We start from the raw sequence: 21703 nt of genomic DNA, 5'->3' as shown, positions 1-21703 counted from the left end.
GCATTTAAATTCAATAAACTGAATTTGAATATGTGAGGGGGAATCCCATGGCAGAGAACAACGATAAACACCCGTCGCGCCGTGCCTTTCTGGCCGGGGCGGCGGCAGTCGGAACCCTGGCGACGCAGAGCCGTGCGCAGAGCGATCCGGCAATCTCGGTGCAGCCCTGGATGCAGGAGCTCGGCGACGGGGTTGACGCCGCGCCCTATGGCGTACCCTCGCCCTTCGAGGCCGATGTGAAACGGCGCAATGTCGAGTGGCTGACCGCCGATCCGGTTTCCTCCGTCAACTTTACCCCCTTGCACGACCTTGATGGGATCATCACCCCCAACGGGCTCTGTTTCGAGCGTCATCACAGCGGTGTCGCCCGGGTCGATCCGGCGCAGCACCGGCTGATGATCCATGGCCTCGTCGAGCGGCCGCTGGTCTTTACCATGGAAGACCTCAAACGCTTCCCGCGAGAGAACCATGTCTATTCCCTCGAATGCGCGGCCAATTCCGGCATGGAATGGCGCGGCGCGCAGCTCAACGGCTGTCAGTTCACCCATGGGATGATCCACAACGTCATGTACACCGGCATCCCGCTACGGCTGCTGCTGGAGGAGGCCGGGGTCGGGACCGAGGGCAAATGGCTGCTCGCCGAAGGTGCCGACGCGGCGGCGATGACCCGGTCGATCCCGATGGAGAAGGCGCTCGACGATTGCCTTGTCGCCTTCAAGATGAACGGCGAGGCTTTGCGCCCCGAACAGGGGTATCCGCTGCGGCTGGTGGTGCCGGGCTGGGAAGGTAACATGTGGGTCAAGTGGCTGCGCCGCCTCGAAGTGGGCGATCAGCCCTGGCATCACCGCGAGGAAACCAGCAAATATACCGACCTGCTGGAGGACGGCACGGCGCGGCGCTTCACCTGGGAGATGGACGCGAAATCGGTGATCACCAACCCGAGTCCGCAGGCGCCGATCACCCATGGGCCGGGACCAACGGTGCTGACCGGGCTGGCGTGGTCGGGGCGCGGCACGATCCCGCGGGTCGATGTGACACTTGATGGCGGCAAGAACTGGCAAGAGGCGCGGATCGACGGGCCGAGCCTGCCGAAATCACTGCACCGCTTCTATTTCGAATTTGACTGGGACGGCAGTCCGCTGCTGCTGCAGAGCCGCGCCCATGACAGCACCGGCTATGTGCAGCCCACCAAGGCAGAGCTGCGCGCCTTCCGGGGCGTCAATTCGATCTATCACAATAACGGCATCCAGACCTGGGCCGTGGCAGCAGACGGGAGTGCCGAAAATGTCGAGATTTCTTGAAGCCGCGCTGATCGCCACGTTCCTTGCCGGACCGCTTGCCGCCGAGCCGCTGGGGCTGGGGCGCGCCGCGACGCTTGAGGAGATCGCCCTTTGGGACATCGACATCCGCCCGGATGGGCAGGGCCTTTCGGAGGGGCGCGGCGACGTGATGACGGGCGAGAAGATTTTCACCGCGCAATGCGCCTTCTGTCATGGCGATTTCGGTGAGGGCCGGGGCCGCTGGCCGGTGCTGGCGGGCGGGCAGGGCAGTCTGACCAATGCCCGGCCGGTCAAGACGATCGGCAGCTATTGGCCCTATCTCTCGACGGTTTACGACTATGTGAACCGGGCCATGCCCTTCGGCAATGCGCAATCGCTGAACGCTGACGAGGTCTATGCGATCACCGCCTATCTGATGTATCTCAATGACGAGGTCGACGAGGATTTCGAGCTTACTTCGGAGAATTTCACCGCGCACCGCCTGCCAAACGAGGACGGGTTCATCGCTGACGACCGGCCCGCAACCGAGCTGGTGGCATTTCGCACCGAACCCTGCATGAGCGAGTGCAAGGAGAGTGTCAAAATCACCATGCGCGCCGCGGTGCTGGATGTGACGCCTGAGGAGACCGCCGCCAAGTCGGAGGTTGAGGAACAGACTCGAGCGGCCACCGAGAGCCCGGAAACCGAAGCGCCCGAAGAGACTGCAGACGTCGCGGCAACTCCGAAACCCGAGCTGATCGAGGCGGGGGCGAAGGTGTTCCGCAAGTGCAAATCCTGCCACCAGATCGGCGAGGATGCCGCCAACAAGGTCGGGCCGATCCTGACCGGTATCGTCGATGCGCCTGCGGGCCATGTCGAAGGCTTCAGCTATTCCAAGGCGATGCAGAAGGCCGCCGCCAACGGGCTGATCTGGAACCGGGTTGAACTGTCGGCTTTCCTCGCCAAGCCGAAAGCCTATCTGAGCGGCACCAAGATGGCCTTTGCCGGGGTGAAGAAGCCCGAGGATATCGACGCGCTGATCGCCTATCTGGAAAGCGCAAGCGAATAAACTGACGCCCGCGGGGCCGACAGAGGCGTCGGCCCCCCTTGAACCCCAAAACCTGCGCGACTAATCTCTGGGTAAGGGTTTTGCGGGTATGGTCCTGCGAACATGAATACAGGCAGGCACCGATGAACGATCCTCTTGATACCTATATGAATACGCTTGTCCCGATGGTGGTCGAACAGACCAGCCGCGGGGAGCGGGCCTATGACATTTTCTCGCGGCTGCTGAAGGAACGGATCATCTTCCTCAACGGCCCGGTGCATGACGGCATGTCCTCGCTGATCGTGGCGCAGCTGCTGCACCTCGAGGCGGAGAACCCGTCCAAGGAAATCTCCATGTATATCAACAGCCCCGGCGGTGTCGTGACCTCCGGTCTGTCGATCTACGACACGATGCAGTACATCAAGCCCAAGGTCAGCACGCTGGTCATCGGGCAGGCGGCGTCGATGGGCTCGCTGCTGCTCACCGCCGGCGCGCCCGGCATGCGCTTCTCGCTGCCCAACAGCCGCGTCATGGTGCACCAGCCTTCGGGTGGCTATCAGGGGCAGGCGACGGATATCATGATTCACGCCCAGGAAACCCAGAAGCTCAAGACGCGGCTGAACGAGATCTATGTCAAGCATACCGGCCAGACCCTGAAGAAGGTCGAGGATGCGCTGGAGCGCGACAATTTCATGTCGCCCGAGGAAGCCCGCGAATGGGGTCTCATCGACGAGATCGTCGAGAGCCGTGGCAAGGCCGAGGATCCCGAGACTTCCGGCGACGGCAAGGACAAGTGATCCGCGATCCCGGCGCGACGATTTTGCGATTGTAGCGCCGGGGGCACTGGCCTAAGCTTGAGGCCGATCAGAACTGTCCCGCAGCCGGGGCGGGACAGGAAACGACAGACCTGAAAGGGTTGAGATGGCGAATAATTCCAGCACCGACAGCAAGAACACGCTCTATTGCAGCTTCTGCGGCAAGAGCCAGCATGAGGTGCGCAAGCTCATCGCGGGGCCGACCGTGTTCATCTGCGATGAATGTGTCGAGCTGTGCATGGACATCATCCGCGAAGAGACCAAGACCAGCGGGCTGAAGGCCACCGACGGTGTGCCGACCCCGAAGGACATCTGCGACGTGCTCGACGATTACGTGATCGGACAGGCGATGGCCAAGCGGGTGCTCTCGGTGGCGGTGCACAACCATTACAAGCGCCTGAACCATGCCCAGAAGGGCGGCGACATCGAGCTGGCGAAATCCAACATCCTGCTGATCGGCCCTACCGGCTGCGGCAAGACGCTGCTGGCGCAGACGCTGGCGCGGATCCTCGATGTGCCCTTCACCATGGCCGATGCGACGACGCTGACCGAAGCCGGTTACGTGGGCGAGGATGTGGAGAACATCATCCTCAAGCTGCTGCAAAGCTCGGAGTACAACGTCGAACGCGCGCAGCGCGGAATCGTCTATATCGACGAGGTCGACAAGATCACCCGCAAGAGCGAGAACCCCAGCATCACCCGCGACGTCTCCGGCGAGGGTGTGCAACAGGCGCTCTTGAAGCTGATGGAAGGCACCGTGGCAAGCGTGCCGCCGCAGGGCGGGCGCAAGCATCCGCAGCAGGAATTCCTGCAGGTGGACACGACCAATATCCTTTTCATCTGCGGCGGCGCCTTTGCCGGGCTTGACAAGATCATCGCGGCGCGCGGCAAGGGGTCTGCCATGGGCTTCGGCGCGGATGTGCGCGACAATGACAGCCGCGGCATCGGCGAGATCTTCACCGATCTCGAACCGGAGGACCTGCTGAAATTCGGCCTTATCCCGGAATTCGTCGGCCGTCTGCCGGTGCTGGCGACGCTGGAGGATCTCGACGAGGACGCGCTGGTCACCATCCTGACCCAGCCCAAGAACGCGCTGGTCAAGCAATACCAGCGGCTCTTCGAGCTCGAGGATACCCAGCTTACCTTCACCGACGACGCGCTGACCGCCATTGCCAAACGCGCCATCCAGCGCAAGACCGGCGCACGCGGGCTGCGCTCCATCCTCGAGGATATCCTGCTCGACACGATGTTCGAACTACCGGGGCTGGAGACGGTGACCGAGGTCGTGGTCAATGACGAGGCGGTGACATCGGATGCCGCACCGTTGATGATCCACGCCGATTCGGAAAAGGAACCGGCCACCGCGGGCTGAGGTCCGGGGCGGCAAGCAAGCAATCAAGAATGAGGTGGGCCGTTGCGGTCCACCTCTTTTTTCGTGAAACAGTGACTGACGGGCGGTGATCATGCCGCCGTGACATGCGCCGGAACGGCGTCGGAGGAGATGAGGGCAAATGATCAAGCGGATCAGGTCTGGCAGCGAGTTTGAAACGACCATCGGCTATTGCCGCGCTGTCGTGGCGGGCGGTTTCGTGCATGTGGCCGGCACGGTGGGGCAGGGCGAGGGCGTGGAGGCACAATGCCGTGCCGCGCTCGACACGATCGCCGGTGCGCTCGAAAAGGCCGGTTGCGGCTTGGAACATGTGGTGCGCGTCACCTATATGCTGCCCGACCGTCGGGAATTCGAGGCCTGCCATGCGCTTCTCGCCGAAACCTTCGGCGCGCATCCCCCGGCGGCGACGATGATCGAATGTGGCCTGATCGATCCGAAATACCGGATCGAGATCGAGGTCACCGCGGTCCTGCCGACCTAGCGCCGCTGCGTCCGCCGCACTGGACCTTGCAGTGCGGTTGGTGCATATATCGGCCAACAGAAACGGAGACCTTGATGGGCATTTTGAACACCCTGCTGCGCGCCGTCACCTGGTGGAACGGCCAGACGCTGAACACGCAGTTTTTCACCTGGCGCAAAGGCAACAAGGTGGGCGAGGATGCGCAGGGCAACATCTATTACCGCAACGCGGATGACAGCCGCCGCTGGGTGATCTTCAACGGCGAGGCCGAGGCGAGCCGCGTCAGCCCGGAATGGCATGGCTGGTTGCACCGCACCTGGGACGAACCGCCGACCGAACGGCCGCTGGCGCACAAGCCCTGGGAGAAGCCGCATCTGGAAAACCTCACCGGCACCGCCATGGCCTATGCCCCTGCCGGGTCGATCCGGCAATCGCGCCCGGCGGATCGCCGCGATTACGAGGCCTGGAGCCCCAAGTAACATGCGTGAGGATGCAGCCGAGATCCTGGTGGGCGGAGTGGTTCTGGCCGCGGCCATCGGCTTTGCGGTCTTCGCCGCACAGGCCGCGGGCATCACGCGCAGCAGCGCGACCTATCCCTTGCACGCGAGTTTCCGCAGTCTCGAAGGCGTCGGGCTCGGCAGCGATCTGCGTCTGGCCGGGGTGCGGATCGGGGAGGTCAGCGCGATTGCGCTGAACCCCGAGACCTACCGGGTCGAGACGACGCTCAGCGTGCAACGCGGCATCGAGATCCCCGACGACAGCGCGGTGGTTGTCTCCTCCGAAGGGTTGCTCGGCGGCAATTTCGTCGAGATCCGCCCCGGCGGCTCGCCCGAAGCCTTCGAGCCGGGGGCCGATATCACCGATACGCAGGGCGCGGTCAGCCTGATCTCGTTGCTGATGAAATTCGTCACCGGACGCGGAGAAGAATGATGCGCAAATTCCTGATCGCCCTGTCCCTGCTTGCCGCGCCCCTGTCGCTGCAGGCCCAGGAACAGATCGCCTCGGCGCCCGCCGGGCTGCTGCGGGCGCTCGACAAGACCTCGGGTCATACGGTCGATCTGGAGGTGACCACCGGACAGGCGGTCAGTCTCGGCACGCTCAGCATCCGCATGAGCGATTGCCGCTACCCGGCGGGCAATCCGGCGGGCAATGCCTATGCCGCGCTGCAGATTTCCGAACAGGGCAATGAAAATCCGATCTTTTCGGGCTGGATGATCGCCTCCGCCCCGGCGCTCAACGCGCTTGAACATCAGCGTTACGACGTCTGGGTGATGCGCTGCACGACGTCCTGAAGGCTCAATGCCTCGGGCGCGGTGAAGGAGGCCCTGCGGGGCAGAGCCTGTTCGAGCTGTCGGTGATAGCTTGCCCGTGAAATCTCGATCCCGCCGAGGGAGGCGAGATGCTCGGTCAGGAACTGCGTGTCGAACAGCGTGAAACCGCCGCGTCGCAACCTTTCGATAAGCACCGCCAGCGCCATTTTCGATGCATTGCTGCGCCGCGAGAACATGCTTTCGCCGAAGAAGGCTCCGCCGAGGCTGACGCCATAGACCCCGCCCACCAGCGCCGGACCTTCCCAGATCTCCAGCGAATGGGCATGTCCAAGGGCGTGCAGCCGTCCGTAAAGCGTCGCGATCTCGTCATTGATCCAGGTATCCTGACGATCCGCGCAGCCCGCCACCACCGCGTCGAAGGCAGTGTTGACGCCGATGTTGAACGGGGCGCGGAGCATCGCGCGGCGCAGGGAGCGGGAGACGTGGAACCCGTCGAGCGGGATCACCCCTCGGCGTCGCGGATCGACCCAGAAGATTTCCGGGTCGTCGCGATGTTCGGCCATCGGGAAGATCCCGATCGAATAGCCGTGTAACAGAAGCTCCGGCGTCAGCTCCGTCATGATCCGCGGTCAGCTGTCGCCGAGATTGGTTTCCAGCCAGCGTTCGAGCCAGTGGATGTTGTAATTGCCGGACTGGATGTCGGGCTCCTGCAGCAGCGCGTGGAACAGCGGCACCGTGGTATCGACCCCGTCCACGATCAGTTCGCCAAGCGCGCGGTTGAGCCGCGCCAGCGCCTCGGCCCGGTCGCGGCCATGTACGATCAGCTTGCCGATCAGGCTGTCATAGAAGGGCGGGATCGAATAGCCGTCATAGAGCGCGGAATCCATCCGAACGCCAAGCCCGCCGGGCGTGTGATACTGGGTGATCCGGCCCGGGCAGGGCGCAAAATTCGGCAGCTTCTCGGCGTTGATGCGTACTTCGATGGCATGGCCGTTGATGTCGAGATCGTCCTGGGTGAAGGACATCGGCATGCCCTCGGCGACGCGGATCTGCTCGCGCACCAGATCGACGCCGAAGATCGCCTCGGTGATGGGATGTTCGACCTGCAGGCGGGTGTTCATCTCGATGAAATAGAACTCGCCGTTCTCGTACAGGAACTCGATCGTCCCGGCACCGATGTAATTGATCCGCGCCAGCGCGTCGGCGCAGACCTTGCCGATCCGGGCGCGTTCCTCGGCGGAGATGCTGGGGCCGGGGGCTTCCTCGAAAACCTTCTGGTGGCGGCGCTGCAGCGAACAATCGCGCTCCCCGAGATGCACCGCGTTGCCCTTGCCGTCGCCGAACATCTGGATCTCGATATGGCGCGGCGTGGTAAGGTATTTCTCGATATAGACTTCGTCATTGCCGAAGTTCGACTGGCCCTCGGCCCGCGCGGTCTTGAATGCCTTTTCCATCTCCTTGGCATTCTGCGCGACCTTCATCCCCTTGCCGCCGCCGCCGGAGGTGGCCTTGACGATCACCGGGTAGCCGAATTCCTCACCGATGCGTTTGGCCTCTTCGAGGGTCGGGACGCCGCCGTCGGAACCGGGCACGCAGGGCACGCCGAGCTTCCTCATCGTGTCCTTGGCGGTGATCTTGTCGCCCATGATACGGATATGTTCGGCGGTCGGGCCGATGAAGGTCAGCCCGTGATCCTCCACCACCTGAACGAAACCGGCGTTTTCGGAGAGGAATCCGTAGCCGGGATGGATCGCCTCGGCGCCGGTGATCTCGCAGGCGGCGATGATTGCCGGGATCGAGAGATAGGATTGGCTCGCCGATGGCGGGCCGATGCAGACCGATTCGTCGGCCATGCGCACATGCATCGCGTCGCTGTCGGCGGTGGAATGCACCGCGACCGACTGGATGCCCATTTCACGGGCCGCGCGGATGACGCGCAGGGCGATCTCGCCTCGGTTGGCGACAAGGATTTTGTTGAACATGACTGGCGCCTTATTCCAGGATCACCAGCGGCGCGCCGAATTCCACGGCATCGCCGTCGGCCACCAGGATACGCTTGATCGTGCCCGCGCGCGGTGCCGGGATGTGGTTCATCGTCTTCATCGCCTCGACGATCAGCAGCGTATCGCCCTCGGCGACCGAAGCGCCGACGCTGATGAAGGCGGGGGCACCGGGCTCACCTTGCAGATAGACGGTGCCGACCATCGGCGAGGTCACGGCGCCGGGGTGATCGGCGGGGTCCGAGGCCTGCTCGGCGGCCGGCGCGGCGGCTGCGGGCGCGGCGGCGGCGGGCGCCGGGGCGGCGGCGGCCATCGGCGCGGCGCTCGCGTGCATCTGCTGGGGCGCCATGATCTGCTGCGGCGGCTTGCGGCTCACGCGCACGTTCAGGCTGTCGTCCTCGGCATAGTCACGCTTGACCTGAAGCTCGGTCAGATCGTTCTCGTTCAGCAGCTCGGCGAGTGCCTGGATGAAGGCAACGTCGGCATCATGGGTGTTTTTTGTCATATTGTCCTCGACCGTTTCCGGGTGTCAGGCAGACCTCGCGCCGTCCTGGTGCTCGCCTGCTTATAGGACAAGGGCTTTGCCATGGAAAGCCGGTGCTGTGAAGGGGCGCGGGGGCGGTCCGGGCGGGAAAAACCGCGCCTGCCGGGCCGGATCAGGTCAGCAGGTGGTTCCGCGGCTGCATCAGCGGCGGCGGGGTCTCCCCGAGCGCCTCGGCGACGGAAACCTCGATGATCCGGCACATGGCGTCGAGCGGCAGGCCGTTCTGCACATTGGCGAAGGGATGTTCGAGCTCGTTGGTTACCGCCTGCAGGCCGAAGAAGACATAGGCCACCACGGCGGTAAAAAGCGGGGCGAACCAGCCGGTGGTCTCGATCAGCGCGAAGGGCAGCAGGAAGCAGTATAGATAGGTCGTGCGCCGCACCAGCAGCGAATAGACGAAGGGCAGCGGCGTGCTGCGCACCCTCTCGCAGCCTGCCTGGGTCAGTGCCAATTGGCCGAGACGATCGCTCAGCGCCACCCGGGCATAGGCGTCGATGCGGCCCGCCCTTGCCATTTCGCCGACCAGCGCCGCCATCCTGTGCAGCACCGCGTCGGCAGGGTTGAGCCTCGCGGCGATCCGCTCGGCCTCTTCCGGGTCGATGAAACGGGCGGCATCGGCGCGCGTATCGGCGCCGCGCAAATGACCGCGATGCAGATGCGCGAAGGCGACGGCGAGATGCAGCATCCGGCGACAATCTTCGCGGTTCTCGCTGAAGGCCGCCATCTGTTGTCCGAGGCTGCGGATATCGGCGATGATCCCGCCCCAGAGCTTGCGCGCCTCCCACCAGCGTTCATAGGCGGCGTTGTTGCGAAAGCCGAGGAACAGCGACAGGGCGACACCGAAGACGCTGAGCGCCGCCATCGAGACATGCGGCAGCAGCGTGACCTCGGCATCCACCAGCAGCACCAGCGCCGTCAGCAGCGCCACTGCGCCGATCTTGCCGAGGATTCGCGGCAGGACCGAACCCTGCATGACGAAGAACAGGCGAAAGGCGGACGGGTTGTCGCGGATGATCATGGCGGCTCTCCTCAGGACTTGGCGCAGCCCTAGGGGGGAGCCGGAGGCGAATCAAATGCGAATCCGACCTTTGCGGCGCGGAATCGGAAGACCGCGGTCTTTCCGCGCGGAATGTCACAGCGTTTCCCGCGCGGACCGACTGCTTCAGATCGCCAGATATTCGGCGCGCAGATCGGCATTGTCGAGCACATCGGCCGCGCTGCCGTCAAACACCACGCCGCCGGTATCGAGGATCACCGCCCGGTCGGCAAGCTTGAGCGCCCGCACCGCGTTCTGCTCGACCAGCACGGTGGTGATGCCCTGCGATTTGATCAGGGCGAGGGTCTTTTCGATCTCATCGACGATCACCGGCGCCAGCCCCTCATAGGGTTCATCGAGCAGCAGCACCTTGATGTCACGCGCCAGAGCCCGGGCGATCGCCAGCATCTGCTGCTCGCCGCCCGACAGGGTCACGCCCTCCTGATTGCGCCGCTCGCCGAGACGCGGAAAGAGTTCATAGAGCCGTTCCAGCGACCAGCCGATCGGCGGCGCGATCTGCGCCAGCTTGAGGTTCTCCTCGACCGTGAGCCCGGCGATGATCCGGCGGTCCTCGGGCACCAGCGCCAGACCGGCGGCGGAGGCCTGATGGCTGGCCATGTTGTGCAGCGGCTGGTGATCGAGCCAGACCTCGCCGCGGCGCAGCTCGGGATCGGACAGCCGCGCGATGGCCCGCAGGGTCGAGGTCTTGCCCGCGCCGTTGCGCCCCAGCAGCGCCAGGATCTCGCCCTCATGGACGTTGAAGCTGACGCCCTGCACGATGTAGCTCTCGCCGTAATAGGCATGGATGTCCCAGACGGAGAGGAAGGCAGGGCCGGTGGCAGCGCGGCCGGGCATGTCGGGTTGGACGTTCATTGCAAAGTCTCCGTCTTCATGTGTGGCGGGGAAAGCTTGGGGCGAGGGCGGTGGTCTCGGGCTCAAGCGGCATCCTGGGTCTCCCCGAGATAGGCTTCCTTGACCTTGGGATGACCCTTGATCCGGTCCGGCGTATCCTCGACCAGCGGCGTGCCCTGGGCGAGCACGGTAATCCGCTCGGCCAATGAGAACACCACATGCATGTCGTGTTCGATGATCGCGATGGTGATGTCGCGCTCCTCCTTGATCTGTTTCAGCAGGTCGATGGTGTTGTTGGTATCGGCCCGCGCCATGCCGGCAGTCGGCTCGTCGAGCAGCAGCAGCCGCGGGTTCTGCGCGAGGCACATGGCAATCTCCAGCCGCCGCTTGTCGCCGCGCGACAGGGAGGCGGCATGCATGTGGCGCTTGTCGATCATGTTCATGTCGCGCAGCATGTGCTCGGCGTGATCGATCACCTCGCGCTGCCCGACCACCCGGCTCAGCGCGTTGAGCTGGAAGGCCCCGTCGCGTTTGGCGAAACAGGGGATCAGCATGTTCTCCATCACCGTCAGATCGCCGAAGATCTCCGGGGTCTGGAACACCCGCGAAATCCCCATCTGGTTGATCTCGTAGGGTTTGCGCCCGAGCACCGACTGCCCGTCGAACATCACGCTGCCGGTGTCGGGGATGAGCTTGCCGACGAGGCAGTTGAGCAGCGTCGACTTGCCTGCGCCGTTCGGCCCGATGATCGCATGGACGGTATTTTCCGCCACGCTGAGGTTCACATTGCTGAGCGCCTGCAGCCCGCCGAAGCGCTTGCCGACATTCTTGACATCGAGAATGGCCATGGTCTCTCTCCTATTCCGCGGCGGGTTTGCGTTGTTCGGCGGCGTCGGCCTCGACCGGTCCGGCATTGGCGTCGCGGCGGCGGAATATCCGCCCGATCCGCTGACCGCCCTCGACCAGCCCGCCGGGCAGGAAGATCACCACCAGCATGAACAGCAGCCCGAGTGTCAGGTGCCAGCCCTTGCCGACGAAGGGATGCACCAGCGCCACCAGCAGATCCTCGGCCCCGTCGGGCATGAAGGCGAACCAGCCATGCAGGACGTTGTCGTTGATCTTGGCGAAGATGTTTTCGAAGTACTTGATGAACCCCGCGCCGAGCACCGGCCCGATCAGCGTCCCGGCACCGCCGAGGATGGTCATCAGCACCACTTCGCCCGAGGCGGTCCATTGCATCCGTTCGGCCCCGGCCAGCGGATCCATCGCCGCCAGCAACCCGCCCGCGAGCCCGGCATACATGCCCGAGATCACGAAGGCCGCCAGCGTGTAGGGCCGCGTGTTGAGCCCGGTGTAGTTCATCCGCTGCTGGTTCGATTTCACCGCCCGCAGCATCATCCCGAAAGGCGAGCGGAAGATCCGGATCGACAGGTAGAAGGCCAGCACCATGATGAAGGCCGACAGGTAATAGCCGACCGAGAAGGTGAAAGACCAGGGCCCGAAGAACAGCGTTGTGGCCTCATTCATCTGGGCGCCGAAGAGGTTGGGATAGCGCGCCGCGTCGGCGCCGTCGAGGATGCGCGGATCGCTCAGGGTGATCTGCAGCCCGGTCTCGCCGTTGGTGATCGGTGTCAGCACCGAATAGGCGAGGTTGAAGGACATCTGCGCGAAGGCCAGCGTCAGGATCGAGAAATAGATCCCCGAGCGGCGCAGCGAGATGAAGCCGATCAGTAGCGAGAACAGCCCGGCCACGATCACGCTCAGGATGATCGCGGGGATCACGTTCATGGTCAGCAGCTTCATCATCCAGACCGCCGAGTAGGATCCGACCCCGAGAAAGGCCGCGTGGCCGAAGCTCAGATAGCCGGTGAGGCCGAAGAGGATGTTGAAGCCGATGGCGAAGATCCCGAAGATCACGAAACGCTGCATGAGGTCGGGATAGCCCGCGTTGAACTGCGCCAGCGCCGAATTGGCCGGGAAGGGGTTGAGGATGAAGGGGGCGAAGAGTGTCAGGATCACCACGATGATCAGCAGGGTGGTGTCGCGTCTGTTCAATCCGAGCATGTCCTATTCCTCCATCACGCCTTTGCGCCCCATCAGCCCGCGGGGCCGAGTGAGCAGGATCACGATCGCCACCACGTAGATGATGATCTGGTCGATGCCGTAGATCACATCCTTGATCTCGTTCATCGAGGCGATGCTTTCGAGTATGCCGAGCAGGAAGCCGGCCAGCACGGCGCCGGGCAGGGAGCCCATGCCGCCGACCACCACGACCACGAAGCTCAGCACAAGGAAATCCATCCCCATATGGTAATTCGGCGAATTGATCGGCGCGTACATCACCCCGGCCAGCCCCGCGACCGCGGCGGCGATGCCGAACATCACGGTGAAGCGGCGGTCGATGTCGATGCCGAGCAGCCCGACGGTCTCGCGATCCGCCATGCCCGCGCGCACCACCATGCCGAAGGTAGTGAATTGCAGGAAGGCGAAGACCGCGCCGATGATCAGCGTCGAGAAGCCGAAATAGACCAGCCGCCAGTAGGGATAGGCCAGCGAGGTATCGAGCCCGAGCAACGGGCCGAAGTCGAAACTGCCCTTGAAGGCGGCGGGCGCCGGGGTGGGGATCGGGTTGGCGCCGTAGAAATACTTGACCACCTCCTGCAGCACGATGGCGAGGCCGAAGGTCACGAGGATCTGGTCCGCATGGGGGCGTTTGTAGAAATGCTTGATCAGCCCGCGTTCCATGACGAAGCCGATCACCAGCATCACCGGGATCGCGAAGAGGATCGCCAGCGGCACCGACCAGTCGATGATCGCGGCGCCGACCTCGGGGCCGAACCAGCTTTCGACATATGGGGTTTCCACCTTCAGCGGGTTACCGAGAAAGTCCTTTTGCGTCTCCGACAGCGAGACGGTGCTCAGCGTCAGGATGCGCTGCAGCGTCACCGAGCAGAAGGCGCCGATCATGAACAGGGCGCCATGGGCGAAGTTGACGACCCCCAGCGTGCCGAAGATCAACGTCAGCCCCAGCGCGATCAGCGCATAGGCCGAGCCCTTGTCCAGGCCGTTGAGGAATTGAAGTAGCAATGCGTCCATTGTTCCCACCCATGGGTTGAGGCAGGCCACGGATCACGCGGCCTGCGAAGCTGTTCAGGGGGTCGGCTGCGCGGGGGCGCGCAGCCCTTGCCCGATCACGCGCCGGGGTTGCACTTTCCGAGCTGGCCACCGGCGAACATCGGATGATCCGGGGCATATTCGACCTGCGCCCGCGGGGTCACTTCGACGATCTCCAGCGTGTCGTATTCGCTCTGCGGATTCTCCTTGCCCCGCATCACCAGCACGTCCTTGAAACACTGGTGGTCGTCCGCGCGATAGAGCGTCGGACCGTTGCCCATGCCGTCGAACTCGAACCCTTCCAGCGCCTCGACCACGGCGCAGGGGTTGAAGGTCCCGGCGCGTTCGCAGGCATCGGCATAGAGCATGGTCTGCACGTAGCAGGTATGTGCCGAATTGGAGGGCGGGCGGCCGTATTTCTCGCCGAAGGACTTGGTGAAGGCCTTGGAGCCCTCGTCCTGCAGCTGCCAGTTCCAGTTCATCGAGCCGATCACGCCTTCCACGTTGGCGCCCGCACCGGCGGCCATCAGCTCGGAATAGAGCGGCACGACGATCTCGAATTTCTTGCCGTTCACTTCCTTGTCGAGCAGCCCGAACTGCACCGCGTTGGTCAGCGAATTGACCATGTTGCCGCCGTAATGGTTGAGCACCAGCACATCCGCCCCGGAATTCAGCACCGGCGCGATATAGGAGGAGAAATCGGTGCTCGCCAGCGGCGTCAGCACGTTGTTCACGGTCTCCCAGCCGATCGCCTCGGTGGCGGCGGCGATGGATTCCTGCTGTGTCCAGCCCCAGTTGTAATCCGCCGTCAGGTGATAGGCGCGGCGTTCGGCGCCATAGGCGTTCTTGAGCACAGGGGCGAGCGCGGCAGCCGACATATAGGCGTTGAAGAAATGCCGGAAGCCGTTCGCCCTGCGGTCCTTGCCGGTGGTGTCATTGGCGTGGGTCAGCCCGGCCATGAAGATGACGCCCGCGGATTGGCAGAGATCCTGCACCGCCACGGCCACGCCCGAGGACGAGCCGCCGTTGATCATCACCGCGCCGTCTTTTTCGATCATCGACTTGGCGCTGGCGCGGGCCGCATCGGATTTGGTCTGGGTATCGCCGGTGACATATTCCACCTTCTTGCCCAGGATGCCGTTCCCCTGGAGCGCCTTGGAGCTGAAGGTGTTCAACATGCCGCCGTCGCCCTCACCGTTGAGATGCTGGACGGCGAGCTCCTGCGCGCGCAGCTCGTCAAGCCCTTCCTCGGCATAGGGGCCGGTCTGGGGCACGTTGAACCCGAGGGTCACGGTGCTGCCGCCGGGGGCATTGGTATAGCCCGAATGCATATCGGCGCGTAGATAGGTCGGCAGCGCCAGACCCGCCCCGGCAGCCGCACTGGTGCGGATCAGCCCGCGCCGCGTCAATCTTGTGAAAGCCATGTATTCCTCCCGTTTTATGAAACCCCCGAACCGGGTCCTCCTCCCGGTTCAGCGGCACGCTTTACGCAGGTAAATAATGGCGCAGTTCCTGAAAACCGATCAATAAGGCACTCTGCTGACTTGACAATTTTGTAAACAAATTCTCAAATCAGCGGTAAGTTCGGTAAATTACGTCACATTGCAGCGCAGAAGACCGTTGAATCTGCGGCATATTTCATCGGGGAGGGCGCGATGCGCGAGGCCTTGACCGGCAGCCGGATCCGCGAGCGGCGCATCATGGCCGGGCTGAAACAGGCGGAGCTGGCGCGCCAGATCGGCATTTCGGCGAGCTATCTCAACCTCATTGAACACAACCGGCGCAGGATCGGCGGCAAGCTGCTGCTCGACATTGCCGCGGCGCTCGGGGTCGAGGCGCAGGCGCTGAGCGAGGGGGCCGGGGCGGCGCTGATCGCCGGGCTGCGCGAGGCGGCGCTCGATGCCCGGCTGTCGGAAGCGGAGGTGGCGCGGGCCGATGAATTCGCCGGACGGTTCCCCGGCTGGGCCGAGGCGCTGATCGCCGCGCAGCGCCGCATTGCCGCGCTGGAACGCACGGTCGAGGCGCTGGGCGACCGGCTGGCGCATGATCCGCATCTGGCCGCCGCGATGCACGAGCTGTTGAGCACCGCGACCGCGATCCGCTCCACCGCCGCGATCCTGGCGGAGACCGATACGCTCGAGGTCGAATGGCAGGGCCGGTTTCACGCAAATCTCGACGAGGATTCCCACCGTCTCGCCGAATCCGCCCGGGCGCTGCTGAGCTATTTCGACGCCGATCCGCAGGCCAGCGACAGCGCCGGTTCGCCGCGCGACGAGGTCGAAGCCTTTTTCGCCGACTATGATTTCCATTTCGAGGCGCTAGAGGATGCGGTCGATCCCGAGGGGTGTATCGCCGAATTGCTGTCGTCGGGCGGGCTGAACTCGCGCGCGGCGCGTCAGATCGCGGCGCCGATGCTGCGCCAGATCGCGGCGGATGCGGCGGCCCTGCCGATGCGCGTGCTCGACGCGGCGCTGCCCCTGCATGGCCCGGACCCGGCGGCCCTGGCCGAAGCGCTGGGTCAACCGGTGGCGCGGCTGATGCGCCGTCTCGCCGCGCGCGTGGATCTCGATGCCGGGCTGGTGATCTGCGACGCCTCCGGCACGTTGATCTTCCGCAAGCCGATTGCCGGGTTCTCGCTGCCCCGGCTCGCTGCCTGCTGCCCGCTCTGGCCGCTTTACGCGGTGCTCGGCCATCCCGGTCTGGTCCTGTCCCAGCGCCTGCGTCAGATCGGTCGCAATGAGAGCCGGTTCGACAGTTTCGCCACCTGCGAAGCGCAGGGCGCGGCCCGTTACAATTGCCCGCCGCTCACCCACGCGCTGATGCTGATCCTGCCCGCCACCGGCCCGGACGGTGATCCGGCACAGGAGGTCGGCACCACCTGCCGCGTCTGCCCGCGTCAGGGCTGCCCGGCGCGCCGCGACCCTTCGATCCTCAGCGAAGGCCGCTGAAGACAGGCCCCGGTCCCGCAACATTTTTTGACAGCCTGTCATTTCACATGCATCCTTGCAGCGCGGCCGGGGCCATCCCGCGACAGACGGGAAAACCGGGCCGCGTTTCGGGGGAAACAGGGGGAGGGGCCGCATGGGCAAACGCGTGGTGCTGGTCGAGGACGAGATGAACATCGCCGAGGCGATCCGCTTCCTGCTCAGCCGCGAGGGCTGGCGGGTCGAGATGCTGGCCAACGGCAGCACCGCCGTCGAGGTGATCCGCAAGGCGGTGCCCGATCTGGTGCTGCTCGACGTGATGCTGCCGGGCAAGTCCGGTTTCGACATCCTGCGCGAATTGCGCGCCGATCCGGCGTTCGCGACATTGCCGATCCTGATGCTCACCGCCCGGGGCCAGAGCCGCGACCGCGAAATGGCCGAGCAGGCCGGGGTCAGCCGGTTCATGACCAAGCCGTTTTCCAACAGCGAGATGCTGGCGGCGGTGCGCGAGCTCACCGCGCCATGACCGGGGGCTGACGGATGGATCGCGGGCCGCTGTTCCTGGAACGACGCAGCTACCGGCGGCGCCGGATGCTCGACGCGCTGCGTTTCCTGCCGTTTCTCGGGCTCGGCCTGTGGATGCTGCCGCTGCTCTGGCCCGTCGCGGCGCCCCTGTCGCCGCCCGCGCCGGGCCTGTCCGGTGCGCTCGATCCGGAGGCGGCGGGCGCGCTGGCGACCAGCGTGACGTTGAAATATGTCTTCGGCATCTGGGCGGCGCTCATACTTGCAGCGCTCGGTCTCAAGCGGCGCGGCAATAATCCGGCTGCCGCCGGGCGGCGCTGATGGTCTCGCTCAACCAGCTCGTTGCGGTCTGCCTGACCTATGTAGCCTTCCTCTTCATCATCGCCTTCGCCGCCGAACGCGCCGGACTGCGCGGGCGCGGCGACTGGCTGTTGCGCTCGCCGTTGGTCTATACGCTGTCGCTGTCGATCTATTGCACCGCCTGGACCTTTTACGGCGCGGTCGGCTATGCGGCGCGTTCGGGACTGGAATACGTGACGATCTATCTCGGTCCGTCGCTGGTGATGATCGGCTGGTGGTGGATCCTGCGCCGGCTGGTGCGCATCGGGCGCAGCCAGCGGATCACCTCGGTCGCCGACCTGATCTCCTCGCGCTACGGCAAGTCGAACCTTCTGGCGGTGCTGGTCACGCTGATGGCGGTGATCGGGGTCACCCCTTATATCGCGCTGCAGCTGCAATCGGTGACCCTGTCGCTGTCGATCTTCGCGGCGCCGGAGGCCGGAGCCGTCGCGCCGGGGGCCGAGCCGATCAACACCGCCCGCGCGGCGGGCTGGGTGGCCACTGGGCTGGCACTCTTCACCGTGCTTTTCGGCACCCGCAACCTCAATGCCAACGAGCGTCATCACGGCGTGGTCATCGCCGTGGCGGTCGAGGCAGTGGTCAAGCTGGTGGCGCTGCTCGCGGTCGGGATCTTCGTCGTCTGGGGGCTGGCCGGCGGGGCCGGGCAGGCGCTGGCGCGCATCGACGCATCGGCGATCGGCACATGGCAGGTCGCGGGCAGCCGCTGGACGGCGCTGATCCTGCTGTCGGCCGCCGCCTTCCTCTGCCTGCCGCGGATGTTCCAGGTGCTGGTGGTCGAGAACGAGGACGAACGCCATCTGCAGATCGCCAGCTGGGCCTTCCCGCTCTACATGCTGCTGATGAGCCTCTTCGTGGTGCCGATCGCGGTGCTCGGGCTCGACCTGCTGCCGCCGGGGTCGAACCCCGATCTCTTCGTGCTGTCGCTGCCGCTGAGCCAGGGGCAGAACGGGCTGGCGATGCTGTCGTTTCTCGGCGGCTTCTCCTCGGCGACCTCGATGGTGATCGTGGCGACGCTGGCGCTCGCGACGATGCTGAGCAACCACATCGTCATGCCGCTCTGGCTGGCCCTGAGCCGTCAGGGCGCGAGCCAGTCGGGGGATGTGCGCAACGTGGTGATCCGGGCCCGGCGCCTGTCGATCCTGTTCATCCTCGCGCTCGGCTATTTCTATTACCGCGCCTCGGGCGGCAGCGGCGCGCTGGCGGCGATCGGGCTGATCTCCTTCGGCGGGGTGGCGCAGTTCCTGCCCGCCATGCTCGGCGGCATCTTCTGGCGCGGCGCCACCGGGCGCGGGGCTCTGGCCGGGCTCTGCGTCGGCTTCGCGCTCTGGGTCTTCACCATGCTGCTGCCCTCCTTCGGACCCGGCGTGGCGCTCTCGGCGGCGAGCTTCGATCATGGGCTCTTCGGCCTGTCCTGGCTGCGTCCGCAGGCGCTCTTCGGCATTTCGGGCCTCGATCCGACCGTCCATGCGGTGATCTGGAGCCTTGGGCTCAACCTGCTGACCTTCGTCAGCGTCTCGTTGCTCGATTTTCCCGATCCGGTGGAACGGCTGCAGGGCGCGCAATTCGTCAATGTCTTCGATCACTCCAGCCCGTCGCGCGGCTGGAACGCCTCGGTCGCCGACAGCGAGGATCTGATGGTCATGGCGCAGCGGATCCTCGGGGCGCGCGAGGCGCAGGCGTTCTTCGCCGCCGCCGCCCGCGCGCAGGGGCTGAGCGGCAGCCTGCCGGCACCCAGCCCCTCCTTTGTGCAGGCGCTGGAACGCGAGCTGACCGGGTCGGTCGGCGCCGCCACCGCCCATGCCATGGTGGCGCAGATCATCGGCGGCACCTCGGTCTCGGTGCAGGATCTGCTGGCGGTGGCCGATGAATCCGCGCAGATGCTGGAATATTCCAGTCAGCTCGAGGTCAAGTCCCGCGAGCTCGCCCGGACCGCCGCGCAGCTGCGCGAGGCCAATGAGAAGCTGACGCAATTGTCCCGGCAGAAGGACAGTTTTCTCAGCCAGATCAGCCACGAGCTGCGCACGCCGATGACCTCGATCCGCTCCTTTTCGGAGATCCTGCGCGATGCCGAAGGTCTGGAGGCGGAAGAGAAGACCCGTTATGCCTCGATCATCCATACCGAGGCGATCCGCCTGACGCGGCTGCTCGACGACCTGCTCGATCTGTCGGTGCTCGAACATGGCCAGGTCGTGCTGAACCGTCAGCGCGCACGGCTGGGCGACGTGATCGATCACGCGGTCTCCACCGCGCAGGCCGGGGCCGAGCGACGGCTCGAGATCGCGCGCGACCGTGCGGCGGAGGATCTGGCGCTCGACACCGATACCGACCGGCTGGCGCAGGTCTTCATCAACCTGATCGCCAATGCGCAGAAATACTGCCGTGCCGAGGTGCCGCGCCTGTCGATCAGGCCGCGCCGTTCGGGCGGCGAGGTGGTGATCGATTTCAGCGACAACGGCAGCGGCATCGCCGCCGAGGCGCGCGACGTGGTCTTCGAGAAATTCGCCCGGCTCGACGGCGGGGTCGGCACCGGCGCGGGGCTTGGTCTTGCCATCTGCCGGGAGATCATGGGGCGGCTCGGCGGGCGCATCGAGCTGATGAGCCCTTCTGACGGCACCACATTCAGGATCCGTCTGCCCCTGTCGCTCGACGCGGCTGTCGCGGCGGAGCCGACGGGCGTTTCGCCGTCGTAAAGGTCGCGTTAACCAAAGCCCTGCTAGACTGGAAACCGGACCCGCCAGCCGGGGGAGGCGATGACAGAAGTTGATCAGAATTCGGTGATGCGACGCAAGGCACGGGCCGGTCAGGCGGAGGCGCAGATCCGTGGCATGTCGCTGGCCAAGGCGCTGCGCCTGTCACTGGCCAAATCGGCGGAGGCGCTGCTCGGCGTTGCCATGGCGGCCATCGGCATCACCAGCGAGGCGCGGCGTGGCGAGGATTTCGGCGATCTGTTCGAGGCGGCGGACCTGATGCTCTTGCTGGACGGGCCGGAAGGGCGGCGCGGCGCGGCCCTGCTCGCCCCGGCGCTGGTCGGCGGGCTGATCCAGCAGCAATGCATGGGCAAGGTGCTGGAGGCCGAAAAGGACGCGCCGCGCCCGATGACCGCGACCGATGCGGCGATCTGCGCGCCGCTGCTGGACCGGCTGTTCGAGACGGCGGCGGAATTGTTGAGCGATGCGCCGGAGGCGGCGCTGCTCGACGGGCTGCGTTTCGGGGCGCATGTGGGCGATGCACGTCTGTTGCAGCTGGCGCTCGAGGCGCCGGAATACCGGCTGGTGCGGATCACCGTGGATCTGGCGGCGGGGCAGCGTCAGGGCGTGCTGAGCCTGCTGCTGCCGCTGACCCCGCCCGCCGCCGCCCCCGGCAGCGCACCGGCGGAGGCCGAGACGGCGGGCGCCGCCGCGCCCGGTCCGGTGCTCGGGGAGGTGGCGATGGGGCTGCGGGCGGAGCTCGACATCGCGCTGACCCGCCTGTCGCTGCCGCTGCAACAGATCTCGGCGCTGAAACCCGGAGATGTGCTGTCGCTCGGCTCGGCACGGTTCGACGCGGTAGAGGTGCTCACGATCACCGGCAAGCAATTGGCGACGGGACGGCTTGGACAGGTGGGCGGGCAACGCGCCCTGCGCCTCACCCCCGCCGCCGCAAAGGACACCGGGCCGCAACGCCGTCGGGAGGATCGCGGCGCGCTGCAACAGGAGGAGCCGGACCGGCTCGGCGCGGCACCGGAAATGGAGACCGCGGGCGTCGCACCCCCACCGCCGTCGCCTGAACCGGCTGCGCAACCGGAGATGCCCGATATGTCGGACCTGCCGGAAATGCTGCCGGTGCCGGAGATGGAGGATCCGGCGGAACTCGCAAGGCTGCGGGCGCAGGCCGAGACACCGGAGCGGCTGCAGGCCTGAGCCGGCAGGATCGGTCAGGGCCGGACGGGCGCAGTGGGCGGTGCGCGAGATTGGCGCGCGTGCAGCAGGGCAGGATCAGGCGGGCCTGATCAACAGGGCGCGAGGCTCGGGCCAGATCGGCTGGCCAGCGTCAGAAGACTAGGGGCAGGCGGATGCCGCCGATACGGCGACAGCACCTGTCCGGGCAGATCGGCGTCGCCTAGGCCGCC

Annotated in this window: 22 protein-coding genes; 13 read left to right on the top strand and 9 right to left on the bottom strand. The window is 65.5% G+C overall.

Annotated elements, in window-relative coordinates:
• The first annotated feature begins 47 nt into the window (after nt 1-47).
• From soxC to ACFSUD_RS10105, 8 genes are all read left to right on the top strand, one after another.
• The gene (soxC, locus tag ACFSUD_RS10140) at nt 48-1301 is read left to right on the top strand and encodes a sulfite dehydrogenase (protein ID WP_386374002.1); all 1254 of its coding nucleotides are present in this window, start codon (nt 48-50) and stop codon (nt 1299-1301) included.
• A complete protein-coding gene (locus ACFSUD_RS10135) occupies nt 1285-2328 on the top strand; it encodes a c-type cytochrome (RefSeq protein ID WP_386374000.1) in 1044 nt (347 codons plus the stop codon). Before soxC ends, ACFSUD_RS10135 begins: the two co-directional genes overlap by 17 nt.
• Nucleotides 2329-2450: 122 nt before the next feature.
• Nucleotides 2451-3104 carry an ATP-dependent Clp protease proteolytic subunit gene (locus tag ACFSUD_RS10130; protein WP_386373998.1) on the top strand — a complete coding sequence of 218 codons (654 nt, stop codon included), beginning with the start codon at nt 2451-2453 and terminating at the stop codon, nt 3102-3104.
• A 124-nt stretch (nt 3105-3228) separates the two neighbouring features.
• Nucleotides 3229-4494 carry an ATP-dependent Clp protease ATP-binding subunit ClpX gene (clpX, locus tag ACFSUD_RS10125; RefSeq protein ID WP_386373996.1) on the top strand — a complete coding sequence of 422 codons (1266 nt, stop codon included), beginning with the start codon at nt 3229-3231 and terminating at the stop codon, nt 4492-4494.
• Nucleotides 4495-4633: 139 nt separating this feature from the next.
• Nucleotides 4634-4993 (top strand): RidA family protein, encoded by a 360-nt coding sequence (locus ACFSUD_RS10120; RefSeq protein ID WP_386373994.1) that lies wholly within the window; start codon nt 4634-4636, stop codon nt 4991-4993.
• Between the two features lie 74 nt (nt 4994-5067).
• On the top strand, nt 5068-5451 hold the full coding sequence (locus ACFSUD_RS10115) for an NADH:ubiquinone oxidoreductase subunit NDUFA12 (RefSeq protein ID WP_386373992.1): 384 nt from the start codon (nt 5068-5070) through the stop codon (nt 5449-5451).
• A gap of 1 nt (nt 5452) precedes the next feature.
• On the top strand, nt 5453-5902 hold the full coding sequence (gene mlaD, locus ACFSUD_RS10110) for an outer membrane lipid asymmetry maintenance protein MlaD (RefSeq protein WP_386373990.1): 450 nt from the start codon (nt 5453-5455) through the stop codon (nt 5900-5902).
• Nucleotides 5902-6264: a DUF2155 domain-containing protein gene (locus tag ACFSUD_RS10105; protein ID WP_386373988.1), complete on the top strand. Its 363-nt coding sequence runs from the start codon at nt 5902-5904 to the stop codon at nt 6262-6264. Before mlaD ends, ACFSUD_RS10105 begins: the two co-directional genes overlap by 1 nt.
• On the opposite strand, the gene aat is transcribed toward ACFSUD_RS10105, so the two are convergent.
• The 9 genes from aat to ACFSUD_RS10060 all read right to left on the bottom strand — a co-directional run bounded on the left by aat (nt 6228) and on the right by ACFSUD_RS10060 (nt 15213).
• Nucleotides 6228-6863, bottom strand: coding sequence for a leucyl/phenylalanyl-tRNA--protein transferase (gene aat / locus ACFSUD_RS10100; RefSeq protein WP_386373986.1), 636 nt, complete (start codon nt 6861-6863; stop codon nt 6228-6230). The two genes, ACFSUD_RS10105 and aat, sit on opposite strands and share 37 nt — an antisense overlap.
• Nucleotides 6864-6872: 9 nt before the next feature.
• Entirely contained in the window at nt 6873-8225 is a 1353-nt protein-coding gene (gene accC, locus ACFSUD_RS10095) for an acetyl-CoA carboxylase biotin carboxylase subunit (RefSeq protein WP_386373984.1), read from the bottom strand.
• 10 nt (nt 8226-8235) lie between these two features.
• Entirely contained in the window at nt 8236-8748 is a 513-nt protein-coding gene (gene accB / locus ACFSUD_RS10090; protein ID WP_386373982.1) for an acetyl-CoA carboxylase biotin carboxyl carrier protein, read from the bottom strand.
• Nucleotides 8749-8899: 151 nt separating this feature from the next.
• Entirely contained in the window at nt 8900-9805 is a 906-nt protein-coding gene (locus tag ACFSUD_RS10085; protein ID WP_386373980.1) for a bestrophin family protein, read from the bottom strand.
• 144 nt (nt 9806-9949) lie between these two features.
• Nucleotides 9950-10696 carry an ABC transporter ATP-binding protein gene (locus ACFSUD_RS10080; protein WP_386373978.1) on the bottom strand — a complete coding sequence of 249 codons (747 nt, stop codon included), beginning with the start codon at nt 10694-10696 and terminating at the stop codon, nt 9950-9952.
• Nucleotides 10697-10758: 62 nt separating this feature from the next.
• On the bottom strand, nt 10759-11523 hold the full coding sequence (locus ACFSUD_RS10075) for an ABC transporter ATP-binding protein (protein ID WP_386373976.1): 765 nt from the start codon (nt 11521-11523) through the stop codon (nt 10759-10761).
• A 10-nt stretch (nt 11524-11533) separates the two neighbouring features.
• Nucleotides 11534-12739, bottom strand: coding sequence for a branched-chain amino acid ABC transporter permease (locus ACFSUD_RS10070; protein ID WP_386373974.1), 1206 nt, complete (start codon nt 12737-12739; stop codon nt 11534-11536).
• A gap of 3 nt (nt 12740-12742) precedes the next feature.
• Complete coding sequence (locus ACFSUD_RS10065; protein ID WP_386373972.1) at nt 12743-13771, bottom strand: branched-chain amino acid ABC transporter permease; 1029 nt, start codon at nt 13769-13771, stop codon at nt 12743-12745.
• Nucleotides 13772-13866: 95 nt separating this feature from the next.
• Complete coding sequence (locus ACFSUD_RS10060) at nt 13867-15213, bottom strand: substrate-binding protein (RefSeq protein WP_386373970.1); 1347 nt, start codon at nt 15211-15213, stop codon at nt 13867-13869.
• Between the two features lie 231 nt (nt 15214-15444).
• Here ACFSUD_RS10060 and ACFSUD_RS10055 point away from each other — a divergent pair, with 231 nt between their 5' ends.
• The 5 genes from ACFSUD_RS10055 (at nt 15445) to ACFSUD_RS10035 (ending at nt 21494) form a co-directional block, all read left to right on the top strand.
• Nucleotides 15445-16737, top strand: coding sequence for a helix-turn-helix domain-containing protein (locus tag ACFSUD_RS10055; RefSeq protein WP_386373968.1), 1293 nt, complete (start codon nt 15445-15447; stop codon nt 16735-16737).
• A 133-nt stretch (nt 16738-16870) separates the two neighbouring features.
• A complete protein-coding gene (locus ACFSUD_RS10050; protein WP_386373967.1) occupies nt 16871-17239 on the top strand; it encodes a response regulator transcription factor in 369 nt (122 codons plus the stop codon).
• A 14-nt stretch (nt 17240-17253) separates the two neighbouring features.
• Complete coding sequence (locus ACFSUD_RS10045; protein ID WP_386373965.1) at nt 17254-17556, top strand: hypothetical protein; 303 nt, start codon at nt 17254-17256, stop codon at nt 17554-17556.
• On the top strand, nt 17556-20285 hold the full coding sequence (locus ACFSUD_RS10040; RefSeq protein WP_386373963.1) for an ATP-binding protein: 2730 nt from the start codon (nt 17556-17558) through the stop codon (nt 20283-20285). The genes ACFSUD_RS10045 and ACFSUD_RS10040 overlap by 1 nt, the downstream gene beginning before the upstream one ends.
• Nucleotides 20286-20345: 60 nt before the next feature.
• Nucleotides 20346-21494, top strand: a complete 1149-nt coding sequence (locus ACFSUD_RS10035; protein WP_386373961.1) for a FliM/FliN family flagellar motor switch protein — start codon at nt 20346-20348, stop codon at nt 21492-21494.
• Nucleotides 21495-21703: the final 209 nt, after the last annotated feature.

It is taken from the genome of Sulfitobacter aestuarii (genome assembly GCF_042685005.1).
GTDB classification, from domain to species: Bacteria; Pseudomonadota; Alphaproteobacteria; order Rhodobacterales; family Rhodobacteraceae; genus Sulfitobacter; species Sulfitobacter aestuarii.
This window is presented reverse-complemented; position numbering and strand designations above follow the sequence as displayed.